The sequence below is a fragment of the Spirillospora sp. CA-294931 genome (assembly GCF_050946795.1).
Lineage (GTDB): Bacteria > Actinomycetota > Actinomycetes > Streptosporangiales > Streptosporangiaceae > Spirillospora.
The window spans coordinates 5,931,141-5,944,345 of record NZ_CP192006.1; the positions used below are offsets into that span (position 1 = coordinate 5,931,141).

A 13,205-nucleotide genomic window follows, 5' to 3' on the forward strand; every position below is an offset into this window, starting at 1 on the left:
CCGGGCATGGACGTCTCCCTCCAGGGGATCGTCAAGACCTACGGCGAGACGACCGTCCTGCGCGAGGTCTCGCTGAGCCTGCGCGGCGGGCGGGTGCACGGGCTGGTCGGCGAGAACGGGGCGGGCAAGAGCACGCTGGCCCGGGTGCTGTGCGGCGCCGTCCGCCCGGACTCGGGAAACCTGCTCGTCGACGGGGCGCGGGTCCGCGTCCGCTCCCCGCGCGACGCGCTGCGCCACCGGATCGCGATGGTCACGCAGGAGGGCGCGGTCGTGCCCGCGCTGAGCGTGCTCGACAACGTCCTGCTGGGCACCCGGCCGCCCCGGCGCGGCCTGCGCGACCGCGCGGCGGACCGGCGGCGGTTCGCCGCGCTGCTGGAGCGCGCGGGCTTCGACCTCGACCCCGGCGCGCGGGCGGGGAGCCTGCCTCCGGCGCGCCGCCAGCGGGTCGAGATCCTGCGGGCCCTCGCCCACGACGCGCGGCTGATCGTGCTGGACGAGCCGACCGCCGCGCTGGGCCGCGACGACGCCGCCCGCCTGCTCGAACTGGTCCGCGACCTGGCCGAGCGGTCGGGCGTCGCGGCCGTGCTGATCTCGCACCGCCTGGAGGAGGTCCTGGGCACCTGCGACACCGTCACCGTTCTGCGGGACGGACGGCACGTCTCCACCGTCCCCGCCGCCGGGACCACACCGCGGGACCTGCTGCGCGCCATGGTCGGCGTGCCGGTCGCGACGCTCTACCCCGAACCGCCGGAGGTGCCCGGCGACGCGCCGGTCGTGCTCGCCGCGCGCGGGCTGTCGCGCGGCGGCGCGGTGCGGGACGTGAGCCTGAGCGTGCGGGCGGGCGAGATCGTCGGGCTCGCCGGGCTGGTCGGCAGCGGTCGGACCGAGACGCTGCGGCTGATCTTCGGCGCGGACCGCCGCGACGCGGGCGAGGTGACGATCGGCGGGCGCCCGGTCGACGGGCTGCGCGGGGCGATGGCGCTGGGCGCGGCCCTGGTCCCGGAGTCGCGGGCCGACCAGGGGCTCGTCCTGGTCAGGCCCGTCGCGGAGAACCTGGCGCTGGCCAGCCTGCCCGCGCGGCGGCGGCTGGGGTTCGTCCGGAACCGGGCCGAGCGCCGCGCGGTCGGGCGGGCCGTGGCCGGGCTCGACATCCGGGGCGCGGCGCCCGGCCGTCCCGCCTGGACGCTGTCGGGCGGCAACCAGCAGAAGTCGCTGTTCGCCAAGTGGCTGATCAGGGAGCCGCGCGTGCTCCTGGCCGACGAGCCCACGCGCGGCGTGGACGTGGCCGCCAAGCTGCGCCTGCACCGGCTGATCGTCGAGCAGGCCGCGCGCGGGGTGGCCGTGCTGATCGCCTCGTCCGAGACCGAGGAGGTCATCGGGCTGGCGCACCGCGTCCTGGTCATGCGGGACGGCCGGCTCGCGGGCGAGTTCGCGCGCGGCACCGCCGACGCGCGCGCGGTCCTGACGCTGGCGGGCCTGCGATGAGGGCCGCCGCCGCGCGCGACCACGGCATCCTGCTCGTCCCGGTGCTGCTGGTGGCGGCCCTGTCGCTGTCGACCGACACCTTCCTCACCGCGGGCAACCTGGTCAACCTGCTCGACCAGGGCGTCGTGGTCGGCCTGCTGGCCTGCGGCATGGCCCTGTGCGTGATCTGCGGGGTGTTCGACCTGTCGGTCGGCGCCGTCCTGGCGGTCAGCGCGGTCGTGGCCGTGACCGTCACCCGGTCGTCCGGGGTTCCCGCCGGATACGCGGCCGCCCTGGCGACCGGCGCGCTGATGGGCACCACCACCGGCGTGATCACGATGCTCTCGCGTGTGCACTCCTTCATCTCGACGCTGGCCCTGAGCATCGTCTACCGGGGGCTGGCCCTCGTCATCACCGGCGGCGCCATCGTCTATCCCCACGCCCACCAGCTGGACGCCTTCCAGCGGCTCGGCGGCCCGACCGTGCTGGCCGACGTCACGGCGCCCACCCTGCTCCTGGCGGGCGTGGCCGCCTTCTGCTGGATCCTGCTGGCCCGCACCACGCTGGGCCGCTGCGTCTACGCCGTCGGGGGCAACGCCGAGGCGTCCCGCCTGTCGGGCGTCCGCGTCGGGGCGGTGCGCGTCGCGATGTTCGCGCTCAGCGGCACCTGCGCGGGCGCGGCCGGGCTGGTCATGGCCGCCCGGGGCGGCTCGGCCCAGGCCGACCTCGGCACCCTGCTCGAACTGACCGCGATCGCCGCCGTCGTCATCGGCGGCACCAGCATCCTGGGCGGGCAGGGCACCGTCTGGCGCGCCCTGGTCGGCGTCCTGATCCTCACCCTCATCTCCAACGGCTTCAACCTGCTCGGCTGGAACCCCATCTACAAGCAGCTGATCGAGGGCCTGCTCATCCTCACCGCCGTGACCCTCGACCAGATGCTGCGCCGCCGATCCCGGTGACCCGTCCCGTCAACCGGACCTGCGGCCGACGCCCGCGTAGCACCACTGGCGCTCGGCGCCGAACGGCACGGTCGAGCCGGGCCGGGGCCGCCACAGCGAGAGGGTGGTCAGGCCGGGCTCGACGAGGTCGAAGCCGTCGAACAGCCGCTCCACCTCGGCGCGTGCGCGCAGGGTGATCTGCGAGGTGGCCTTCTCGTACACGGCACCGGCCTCCCTGACCCGGCAGTCGTCGTCGAAGTCCGCGGTCACGTGCGAGATCATCAGATGGCTGCCGGGGGCCATGGCCGAACGCAGCCGCGCCACGATCCCGGGAGGGTCGTCGGCGTCGTCGATGAAGTGCAGCACCGCCAGCATCAGCACGGCGACGGGCTGGTCCAGATCGATCAGCTTGGTCAGCTCGGGGTGGGCCAGGATGTCCTCGACGCGGCGGGCGTCCCCCTGGATCACGGCCACGCCGGGCGTGCCCGCCAGCAGCGCGCGCCCGTGGGTCAGGACGATCGGATCGACGTCGGCGTACACGACGCGGGCGTCCGGGGCGATCTGGTGGGCGATCTCGTGCACGTTGCCCTGCGTCGGGAGGCCCGAGCCGATGTCGACGAACTGCCGGATGCCGGACTCGGCCAGGAACCGCACCCCGCGTCCGAGGAAGGCGCGGTTCTCGCGCGCGACGAACGGGGTGTCGGGGGCGCGGCGGACGACCTCCTCCACCGCTTCGCGGTCGGCGGCGTAGTTGTCCTTGCCGCCGAGCAGATAGTCGTACATCCGCGCGACGTTCGGAGTACGCAGATCGACCGCGTCCAGTGTCCTCTCCCGGCCCTTCCCGGCGGCGCGCCCGGAAACATCGTCCATTACGCGAAATACCTGAGAGTATGCAAGCACAGCGATCACCTCGGAACAACCGGATCGAAAGTCCCGACGCGGGAGAGCGACATGCGAGGCGACGGCAGCACCCCACCGCGGATTCCCGGGCCGCCCGTGCGGGGCGACGGCGTCGAGGCCATCGTGGCGGCGGGCGGGTTGCACAACTACCAGCTGGAACTCCACGCCGAATACGGGCCCGTGGTGCGGTTCCCGCTGCCGGGCGCCGATCTGGCGGTCTCGGTCGCCGATCCCGTGCTGCTGGAGGCCACCGCCGCGATCAACAAGCGTCCCGAGGCGTTGTTCGAGTTCCTGACCCCGCTCCAGGAGTCGGGCAATCTCCAGACGCTCCCGGCCGAGGAGCACATCCCCTGGCGGCGGGTGATGCTGTCGGTGCTGGCCGGACGCCCCTCGCACGAGGCGCACTTCGCGCGGTTCGCCGAGCTGACGTCCCGGACGGCCGACCGCTGGGCGGACCGCGCCGGGGACGAGCCCGTCGAGCTGCAGAAGGACCTCAGCGAGCTGTCGCTGCGCATGATCTGCGAGTACGCGCTCGCCGGCGGCCTGGAGCCCGAGGAGCCGGGACGCGTCGTCGCGGCGTTCGAGGACGTGCTCACCGAGTACCTCGCGCGGCTGTACCAAACGGACGCGCCGGGCACCGAGGACGAGCGGCGCGCCCGCGCCGAGGAGGCGCTGACCTTCCTGCGCGCGACCGTCGACCGGGTGCTGGCCGCCTACGCCGAGCGCGACGACGGGCCACCCGAGCGCAGCGACCTGGTCGCGGCCCTGGTCGCGGCGGGCGAGTCCCCCGCGCGGATCCGCGACACGGTGCTGATGACGCTGCTGGCCGCCCACCACACCACCGGCGTCGCCATCTCCTGGACGCTCTACCTGCTGGCCCGGCACCCGGACGCGGCCGAGCGCGCCGCGGCCGAGGTCGACGCCGTCCTCGGCGACCGCGCCGCCCCCGACTACGGCGACCTCAAGCGGCTGACCTACCTCGACATGGTGCTCAAGGAGGCGATGCGCCTGTACCCGCCCGGCCCCTACGGGGCGCGCGAGGCCACCGAGGACCTCACGCTCGGCGAGTACACCGTCCCGGCGGGCACGACGATCTTCTACCCGTTCTGGGCCGTCCACATGAACCCCGAGCACTGGCCCGACCCGGAGGTGTTCGACCCCGAGCGCTTCACCCCGGAGGCGTCCGCCGGGCGGCACCGGCTCGCCTACATCCCCTTCGGGATCGGCCCGCGCAGTTGCGAGGGCGCGACGCTGGCGATGGTCGAGGCCGAACTCGTCCTGGCGATGCTGCTCAAGCGGTTCCGCTTCCGGCCGGCGGCCGACAGGACGATCACGCCCATCGAGCGCTTCGTCCTGTGGGCCGCCGAGGACATCCCCATGCACCTCACCCCCCGGTGAGGCGCGGGCGGTGGATCATCCGGGGAAGTCGAGGTTCCAGCCGTGGTGGTCCCAGATCTGCGCCAGCCGCCCGTCGGCGGTGACGGCGTAGAGGGACTTGAGGTTCCGTCCCATGTCGCGGCCGAACCCGGCGGGCGCGCCCTTGAAGCGCAGGTCGTCGAAGCCCGCCAGCTCGGCGGGGAAGTCGATGTTCCAGCCCTCGTGATCCCAGATCTGCGCGAGCCGGCCCTCGCTCGTGACCGCGTACACCGTCTTCAGGTTCTGCCTCGGGCTTCTGACGAACACCGTCGGCGAGCCCCCGAAGCGCAGTTCCCCGGCGCCCGCCAGCTCGGCCGGGAAGTCGATGTTCCAGCCCTCGTGATCCCACACCTGCGCGAGCCGGCCCTCGCTCGTGACCGCGTACACCGTCTTCAGGTTCCGCCCCGGATCCCGCGCGAACACCGTCGGCGACCCCTGGAAGCGCAGCTCCTGCGACCCCGCCAGCTCGGCCGGGAAGTCCAGGTTCCAGCCCTGGTGATCCCACACCTGCGCGAGACGCCCCTCACGGGTCACGGCGTAGATCGTCTTGAGGTTGCGCGCGGCGCTCCTGGCGAAGACCGCGGGTGAGTTCTGGAAGCGAAGGCCGGTGTGGCCCGCCACCTCGGCGGGGAAGTCGACGTGCCAGCCGTCGTGGTCCCAGATCTGCGCGAGGCGGCCGTCGGTGGTGATCGCGTACAGCGTCTTGAGGTTCCGCTCGGCGTCCCGGGCGAACACGACCGGCGAGCCCGCGAAGCGCAGGCCGGCGGCGCCCGCCAGCTCGGCCGGGAAGTCGATCTTCCAGCCGTCGTGATCCCAGATCTGCGCCAGGCGGCCGTCGGTGGTGATCGCGTAGGACGTCTTGAGGTTGCGGGCCAGGTCCCGGGCGAAGACGGCCGGGGCGCCCTGGAAGCGCAGGTCGGGTTCGCCCGCGAGCTCGGCCGGGAAGTCGGTGTGCCAGCCGTCGTGGTCCCAGGTCTGCGCCAGCCGTCCCTCGGCGGTGACGTGGAAGATCGTCTTCAGGTTGCGCGTCAGCGCCCGGCCGAACACGCTCACTCCCGTCCCCGCCCAGCTGAGGGGCAGCAGCGACGCGAGCGCCTGGAAGGCGTTGACGCGGCCGCGCCCGAGCAGGCCCGCGATCGCGGGGTTCGCCGCGTCGACGTTCTCGCAGGTCGTCTCGATCGCGGCGCGGACCTGCGCGTTGGTCAGGTCGCGGTCGTGCGACCACAGGAGCGCGGCCAGGCCCGCGACGTGCGGCGAGGCCATCGAGGTCCCGTCGAGGACGGCGTGCAGGCCGTCGAGGGACGCGGAGTGGATGTTGACACCCGGCGCCGCGACGTCCACCGCCCGGCCGATGTTGGAGAAGCCCGCCCTGACGTCGTTCTGGTCGGTGGCGGCCACCGCGATGACCTCGGGGTAGACGGCGGGGAACCGGGGCAGGACGTCGATGTCGCGGCCGTCGTTCCCGGCCGCGTAGACGACCACGACGTTGTTGTTCACCGCGTTGACGATGGCGTTGCGCACGCCCGCGTGGTCGCCGTTCATGACCCAGCTGCAGTTGACGACGTAGCGGCGGTTCGGGTTGCCGGCCGCCTGCGCGGCCACGTAGTTGAGGGCGTCGGCCCGGTTCTGGTTCATCCCGGACGTGAGGTCGACGCGCAGCGGCATGACCCGGCACCGGGGCGCCACCCCGATGAGCCCGGCCCGGTCGTCGGGGGCCGCGATCGTGCCGCTGACGTGCGAGCCGTGGCCCTGGGTGTCGTCGGGCGAGGGGTCGCCCGCGTCGGCGAAGTCCCAGTCCTCGCTTCCGCGCGGCAGGATGTTCGCCTGGAGGTCGGGGTGGTCCAGATCGGCACCGGTGTCGATCACCGCGACGATCACGTCGGGGTCGCCGAACCCGAGGTCCCACGCCTGGAGCGCGTCGATGTCGCAGCCGGGCGTCCCGGCGACCTTGTCCACGGTCTGGCCGGTGTTGTGCAGCCCCCACAGCAGCCCGAAGTCGGGGTCGTCGGGCACCTCGACGACGGCGCTGTTGAAGCTCACCTCGCTGGGCTCGGCGAAGGCCACCTCGTCCAGCTCCGTGAAATCGCGAATGGTCGCGAAAAGGCCCCGCCCCTCGGGCACCGCGATCGTGTAATACCCGGGAGTGCGCTGCTCTCTGATCACCCGGCTGCCCAGCCGGGCGATGATGCTCTCGGCCCGGACCTGGTCGACGCCCGGGACGAATTGCACCGTCAGCTCGTCCGGCAGGAAATGGCGGGTGAGCCCATCGTCGTCGATCATGGCCGGAATGGCGTTGACGATCTCGGGCGCGTCCGTGGCCGAGGCGATGCGCGATTCGAGCGCGTCGTCGTCGGTCTCGACCGCCGCGAATCCGCGTTCGAGGTTGACCCCGGCGCTGACGTCGAACGGCGTGGCCGCCAGCAGCTCCCCGAGCCGGGTCTCGCTGGGCCGTTCGCCGAAGGTGACCACGGCCTCCCGCGAACTCGGCCGGAATCCCCGCCGCCGGTCGCTGGTCTTGTCGGTGTAGAAGAAATCACTCTCTTCGCGAGCCACCGCACGGCGCTCGAAGTCCGCAGGCATGCGCTCCCCCTATTTCACGAAAATGCCACTCCCCCGTTAATCGCAATCATCTCCCCGGCCCTGGCGGCGCGCCCACCCTCCCGTCCACCAGCGGCCATCGCCTGACCGCCCCCGGCCATTGAAAATGATCACTGTCAGAGGTGGGTCCGGCGATCCGAGGCGGGCAGGATGGGCGCATGAAGTTTCGTCCGGCGGATCTGCTGTTCATCGGTGGACCGGTGCTGACCATGGACCCGGCGCGCCCTCGGGTGAGCGGCCTGGCGGTGCGCGACGGGCGCGTCCTGGCCCTGGGCGAGGTGCGGGAGCTGGCGGGCCCGCGCACCGAGATCGTGGACCTGCGCGGGCGGCCGCTGCTTCCGGGCTTCCAGGACGCCCACATCCACGCCGTGCTGGGCGGCGTGCAGCTGGGCCAGTGCGATCTGAGCGGCACCACCGACCCCCGCGAATACGAGCGCCTGCTGCGGTCCCATGCCGACGCCAACCCGGGGGCGGAATGGATCGTCGGGGGCGGCTGGTCGATGGAGAGCTTCGCGGGCGGCCTGCCGGCCCGCGACCGCCTGGACGCGGTCGTCCCCGATCGGCCGGTGTTCCTGACCAACCGCGACCAGCACGGCGCGTGGGTCAACACCCGGGCCCTGGAGCTCGCCGGGATCACCGCCGGAACGCCGGACCCTCCCGACGGCAGGATCGAGCGCGACGCGGACGGCGTCCCGAGCGGCATGCTCCAGGAGGGGGCGATGGCGCTGGTGGCCGTCCACCTGCCGGAGGTGACCGCCGCGGAGCGCCTGGCCGGGCTGCTGCGGGCCCAACGGCTGCTGCACGGCCTGGGCGTCACGGCCTGGCAGGACGCCCTGCTCGACGGGTCCGACGGCTATCCCGACGTGTCGGACGCCTACCTGACCGCCGCGCTCGACGGCACGCTGACCGCGCGGGTGGCCGGTGCGCTGTGGTGGGCGCGGGGCCGGGGCGCCGAGCAGATCGACCGCCTGCGCGAACGCCGCGAGCGCCTCACCGCGGGACGGCTGCGCTGCCGCACCGTGAAGTTCATGCAGGACGGCGTGGCGGAGAACTTCACCGCCGCGATGACCGCCCCGTACCTGGACGCCTGCGGCCACGCGACCGCCAACTCCGGGATCAGCTTCGTCGATCCCGAGGCGCTCAAGGAGTACGTCACCGCCCTGGACGCGCTCGGCTTCCAGACCCATTTCCACGCGCTGGGCGACCGCGCCGTCCGCGAGGCGCTGGACGCGGTCCAGGCGGCGCGCGGCGCCAACGGCCCCCTGGATACTCGCCCGCACCTGGCGCATCTCCAGGTCGTCCACCCCGCCGACGTCCCCCGCTTCCGTGCGCTCGGCGCCACCGCGAACATCCAGCCGCTGTGGGCCGCGCACGAGCCGCAGATGGACGAGTTGACCATCCCCTTCCTCGGCCCCGAACGCGCCGCCTGGCAGTACCCCTTCGGCGATCTCCATCGCGCCGGCGCTCGCCTCGCGGCGGGCAGCGACTGGCCGGTCAGCAGCCCCGACCCGCTCCAGGGCGTCCATGTCGCGGTCAACCGCGTCCTGCCGGACGCCGCCGAGAAGCCCTTCCTCCCCGGCCAGGCCCTCGACCTCGCCACCGCCCTGCACGCCTACACGGCGGGCGCCGCCTACGTGAACCACCTCGACGACACCGGGACGCTGCGCACCGGCCACCGCGCCGACCTCGTCGTGCTGGACCGCGACCCCTTCGACGGCCCCGCGCACGCCATCGCCGAAACCCGCGTGGCCCTCACCTACGTGGAGGGCCACCGCGTCCACGCGGCCCCCGATGCCTGAAAGGGTGGGCGGGCACACCTACGCGAACGGGAGACATGTCATGGGAGTCAGCCTGACCAAGGGCGGGAACATCTCGCTCACCAAGGAGGCCCCGGGCCTCAGTGCCGTGATCGTGGGCCTGGGCTGGGACGTCCGCACCACCACCGGCGCCGAGTTCGACCTCGACGCCAGCGCGCTGGTCGTCAACGCCGAGGGCAAGGTGCTCACCAAGCAGCACTTCGTCTACTACGGCAACCTGCGCAGCCCGGACGGCGCCGTCGAGCACACCGGCGACAACCTCACCGGCGCGGGCGAGGGGGACGACGAGCAGATCAAGGTGAACCTCGGCGCGGTCCCCGCCGAGGCCGACAAGATCGTTTTCCCGGTCTCGGTCTACGAGGGCCTCAAGCGCGGCCAGAACTTCGGGCAGGTCCGCAATGCCTTCATCCGCGTCGCCGACCAGAACGGCGGCACCGAACTGGCCCGCTACGACCTGTCCGAGGACGCCTCCACCGAGACCGCCATGATCTTCGGCGAGCTGTACCGGCACGGCAGCGACTGGAAGTTCCGCGCGGTCGGCCAGGGCTACGCCTCCGGCCTGGCCGGGATCGCCAAGGACTTCGGCGTCGGCGGCTGACCTGGTCTAGCGGCCGACGAGATCGGGGGTGATGTCGGCGAGCTTCCTGACCCCGGCCAGGGACATGGCGTCGGTCAGCTCGCCGAGCAGCACGCGCAGGACGTCGGTGACGCCCTCGGCCGCGCCGACCGCCAGGCCGTGCAGGACGGGACGCCCGAGCAGGACGGCGTCGGCGCCGAGGGCCAGCGCGGCCAGGACGTCGCGGCCCCGGCGCACCCCGCCGTCCAGCAGGATCGGCAGCCGCCCGGCCACCGCGGCGGCGATCTCCGGCAGGACGTCGAGGCTGGCCGGGACGCCGTCGAGCTGGCGGCCGCCGTGGTTGGACACCACGATGCCGTCCACGCCCGCGCCGGCCGCGAGCCGGGCGTCGGAGCCGGTGAGGATGCCCTTCACCAGGACCGGCAGTGAGCTGATCGAGCGCAGCCAGTCGACCGCCGACCAGTCCAGGTCCGGGTCGAACTCGGTTCTGGCGTGCGCGGCGGGCTCGGCGAAGCGGTCGTCCCCGGCCAGGTTGGCGGGGACGATCCCTTCGGGAAGGCGGAAGCCGTTGCGGACGTCGCGCAGCCTGCGCCCCAGATGCGGGGCGTCGACGGTGAGGACGAGCGCCTCGTAGCCCGCGTCCCGGGCGCGTTCGACCAGGCTCCGCGTCACCGCGCGGTCGCGCAGGCAGTACACCTGGAGCCAGAGCGGGAGGCCGGCGCCGTCGGCGACCTCCTCGATCGTGCGGCCGGAGAACGTGCTGACCACGACCGGGACCCTGGCCGCGGCCGCGGTGCCCTGGACCGTGGCGACCTCGCCCATCGGGTGCGCGAGGGTCTGGAAGGCGATCGGGGCGATCGCGACGGGCGCGTCCCAGGTGCGTCCCAGGATCGTGACGGCGGTCTCCGGGCTGGACGCCCCGCGCAGGACCGAGGGCCGCAGCCACTGCCGGTCGAACGCGTCGAGGTTGGCGGCGAGGGTGCGCTCCTCACCCGCCCCGCCTTCGAAGAAGTCCCAGACCGCCGGATCGAGGCGGCCCCGGGCCGACCGGGCGAAGTCGCCCAGCGTCAGTCGCATCGCGGTCCCTGCCCTCGGTCAGTCGAGCCCGGCCGGCCGGGCCGCCTGCTGACGGGCGACGGCCTCGTAGAGGGCCTGGATGTTGTTGCTGCCGAACGTCCGGGCGCCGCGCCGGTCGATGAGCTCGTAGAAGAGCGTGCCCCTCGGGTGCCGCGACTCGGTGAAGATCTGGAGCATGACGCCCGCGTGGTCGCGGTCGGCCAGGATGTTGAGCTCGCGCAGCTCGTCCACCGGGACGCCGACCTGGCCCAGGCGCGGCGTCAGCATGTCGTAGTAGCTCTCGGGGGTGGACAGGAACCGCACGCCCCGCTCGCCGCCCGTGCGCACGGCGGTGGTGATGTCGTCGGTGAGGAACGCCACGTGCTGCACTCCGGCGCCGTCGTGCGCGGCCAGGAACGCGTCGATCTGGCCGGGGTCGCGGCTGGTGTCGGGCTCGATGACGGTGAGGGTGAAGCGCTCCGAGGCGCTCTGGACGACCTTGGAGTCCATGGCCTGGCCGCCGACCACGATCCGCTCCTCGAAGGTCTGGCTCAGGCCGAAGACCTCACGGTAGTGGTGCACGGTCGCGTCGAGGGTTCCGGCGGGAACGCAGATCGCGAAATGGTCGACGGTCTTGAGCAGGCCGCCGCCGCCCCGGCCGCAGCCGGTCTCCTCGATGAAGGGGGCGAAGGGGCCCGCGCGGTTCTCGCGGGAGACGAAGCGGTGCTCGACGTCGCCGAACCCCTCGACCGAGGCGAACACGACCCGGGCGCCGTCGGGCCCGACCGTCTCGGGCGGGGCGACCGGGACGGCCCCGCGCTCCACGGCCTCGGCGAAGGCGGCCTGCGCGTCGTCGACCAGGAGGCCGATGACGCCCACCCCGTCGCCGTGCTGCCGGACGTATTCGGCGGCCCGGTGGTCCGCGCTGGTGGCGGCGGTCAGCAGAAGGGTGATCCCGCCCTGGCGTAATAAGACCGACTCGCATCCGCGCAGCCCGGTTCCGGCTCCGCCGCGACCGGCGAGCGCGAAACCGAAGCCGTCGCGCAGATGGGCGGCCGGTTCTTCGGCGTCTTCCACGAACAGTTCGATGTGATCGATCGCCCGGATTTCCATGCGCACCTCCTCGGACAGCACTTTCGTGGAGGTAGTCAACGGCAAACACGGCGTGACCGTCCAACTGGGATTCGGCGACGCTTGAACACCTCGTGCGCACCCTTGACGCTGCTCGCGGAGCCGAGAAGGATCCGCAGGGTCGTCGCACAGCCCCGCCGAACCGAACGGGTGAGTCCGTAGCGATGGAACAACGGGGTTCAGCGCCGATAACAGCGGCGCGCCCGCTTCTCGTGCCGGTCTCGATAACGGCCACCAAGCCCCTTCTGCCCACGCACGTGAAAGGATTCCTTTGGCTGGACGCCCTTTTCCGGGCAACCGGTCTGATTGGCGATCCCGAGTATGTGTGGGGACCGCGCACGCCCAATCTGACAGGGCAGACCATTCAGTTCTGGGACTACCTCGACCGCCGTCACGCGGGCCTGGACTTCGGCGCCGTCCATCCGGACGACCTCGGCCGCCTCTATGTGCGGTTCCACGCCTCGGGCGACGCCAGGCCGCTGGATGCGCTGCGTCACTACGCCGCCCGGGTGGACGGCGAGGGGTGGGTGCATCCGGCCACGCGGCGGATGACGCTGCACTGGAAGCGGCATCTCGATCTGCTCGGCGTCCACGATCCGGGGCTGCTGCGGGACCGGCCGGTGGCGCTGCCGGTCGGCGAGACGGTCGAGCGGCTGGCGCGGCTGCGGCTGTGCGTCGACCACCGCCGCCACGGCGGTCCCGTCTATCTGGACGGCACGCGCTGGGGCATGCCGCTGCGCAAGGTCGTCGGCACCGACGGGCACGCCAACTACCTGCTGGTGATCCTGCGGGACCTGCTCCCGCGCCTGACGCCGCGGCGGCGGGTCCTGTTCGTCTACGACGACGACCTGGCGCACGACTACGCCCTGCTCGCGCGGGTGGTCGGCGCGCTGGGGGCGCGGGTGGAGCGCCTCCCGCTGGGCCGGGTGCCGCTGGGCGGGCTCGTCCGGACGAGCCGCCACGGCGGGTGGGACGAGGTCACCATCGACCGGCTCGCGCGCCTGTGCCGCGCGGAGGCCGGTCCCGACGCCTACCGCCTCGGGATGCGGCTGTACTTCATCGCGATGCTGAAGCGGACGTCGGGCGAGACGTTCCGGCCCGACCTGCTGCGCCGGGCGCTGGGGCGCGCCGAGCGGATGCTGGGCGAGGCGCGCGGCGACGGCCCGCCCGAGGCGAGCGCGGCCGGTTGCCTGCGGCCTTCGGGGTGGGTCGACCCCTACCGGCTCACCGACGGCCTGTTCGCCCGGCGCTCCCGTCCGGTGTCGCGGACGCTGCTGGACGCGGTCTTCCTGTGATCGACCCCTAGGA

The 13,205-nt window shown here is 73.1% G+C and carries 10 protein-coding genes; 6 read left to right on the top strand and 4 right to left on the bottom strand.

The features are described from left to right. The first annotated feature begins 6 nt into the window (after nucleotides 1–6). Complete coding sequence (locus ACQPY4_RS26810; protein ID WP_433325283.1) at nucleotides 7–1,485, top strand: sugar ABC transporter ATP-binding protein; 1,479 nt, start codon at nucleotides 7–9, stop codon at nucleotides 1,483–1,485. Beyond that, nucleotides 1,482–2,423 (top strand): ABC transporter permease, encoded by a 942-nt coding sequence (locus ACQPY4_RS26815; protein WP_433325285.1) that lies wholly within the window; start codon nucleotides 1,482–1,484, stop codon nucleotides 2,421–2,423. Before ACQPY4_RS26810 ends, ACQPY4_RS26815 begins: the two co-directional genes overlap by 4 nt. A gap of 9 nt (nucleotides 2,424–2,432) precedes the next feature. Here ACQPY4_RS26815 and ACQPY4_RS26820 read toward each other — a convergent pair whose 3' ends face one another. Next, nucleotides 2,433–3,272, bottom strand: a complete 840-nt coding sequence (locus ACQPY4_RS26820) for an SAM-dependent methyltransferase (RefSeq protein ID WP_433325287.1) — start codon at nucleotides 3,270–3,272, stop codon at nucleotides 2,433–2,435. An 81-nt stretch (nucleotides 3,273–3,353) separates the two neighbouring features. On the opposite strand from ACQPY4_RS26820, the gene ACQPY4_RS26825 reads away from it, so the two are divergent. After that, nucleotides 3,354–4,700: a cytochrome P450 gene (locus ACQPY4_RS26825; RefSeq protein ID WP_433325289.1), complete on the top strand. Its 1,347-nt coding sequence runs from the start codon at nucleotides 3,354–3,356 to the stop codon at nucleotides 4,698–4,700. A gap of 15 nt (nucleotides 4,701–4,715) precedes the next feature. Here the strand turns inward: ACQPY4_RS26825 and ACQPY4_RS26830 are convergent, their stop codons facing one another. Beyond that, the gene (locus ACQPY4_RS26830) at nucleotides 4,716–7,298 is read right to left on the bottom strand and encodes a S8 family peptidase (RefSeq protein WP_433325291.1); all 2,583 of its coding nucleotides are present in this window, start codon (nucleotides 7,296–7,298) and stop codon (nucleotides 4,716–4,718) included. Between the two features lie 176 nt (nucleotides 7,299–7,474). On the opposite strand from ACQPY4_RS26830, the gene ACQPY4_RS26835 reads away from it, so the two are divergent. Together ACQPY4_RS26835 and ACQPY4_RS26840 are read left to right on the top strand one after the other, a co-directional pair. Further along, nucleotides 7,475–9,115, top strand: a complete 1,641-nt coding sequence (locus ACQPY4_RS26835) for an amidohydrolase (RefSeq protein ID WP_433325293.1) — start codon at nucleotides 7,475–7,477, stop codon at nucleotides 9,113–9,115. A gap of 40 nt (nucleotides 9,116–9,155) precedes the next feature. Continuing rightward, nucleotides 9,156–9,731, top strand: coding sequence for a TerD family protein (locus ACQPY4_RS26840; RefSeq protein WP_433325295.1), 576 nt, complete (start codon nucleotides 9,156–9,158; stop codon nucleotides 9,729–9,731). Between the two features lie 6 nt (nucleotides 9,732–9,737). Here the strand turns inward: ACQPY4_RS26840 and ACQPY4_RS26845 are convergent, their stop codons facing one another. After that, nucleotides 9,738–10,787, bottom strand: coding sequence for an alpha-hydroxy acid oxidase (locus ACQPY4_RS26845; RefSeq protein ID WP_433325297.1), 1,050 nt, complete (start codon nucleotides 10,785–10,787; stop codon nucleotides 9,738–9,740). An 18-nt stretch (nucleotides 10,788–10,805) separates the two neighbouring features. Then, a complete protein-coding gene (gene hppD, locus ACQPY4_RS26850; protein ID WP_433325299.1) occupies nucleotides 10,806–11,879 on the bottom strand; it encodes a 4-hydroxyphenylpyruvate dioxygenase in 1,074 nt (357 codons plus the stop codon). 341 nt (nucleotides 11,880–12,220) lie between these two features. On the opposite strand from hppD, the gene ACQPY4_RS26855 reads away from it, so the two are divergent. Further along, complete coding sequence (locus ACQPY4_RS26855; RefSeq protein ID WP_433325301.1) at nucleotides 12,221–13,192, top strand: hypothetical protein; 972 nt, start codon at nucleotides 12,221–12,223, stop codon at nucleotides 13,190–13,192. Nucleotides 13,193–13,205 lie beyond the last annotated feature (13 nt).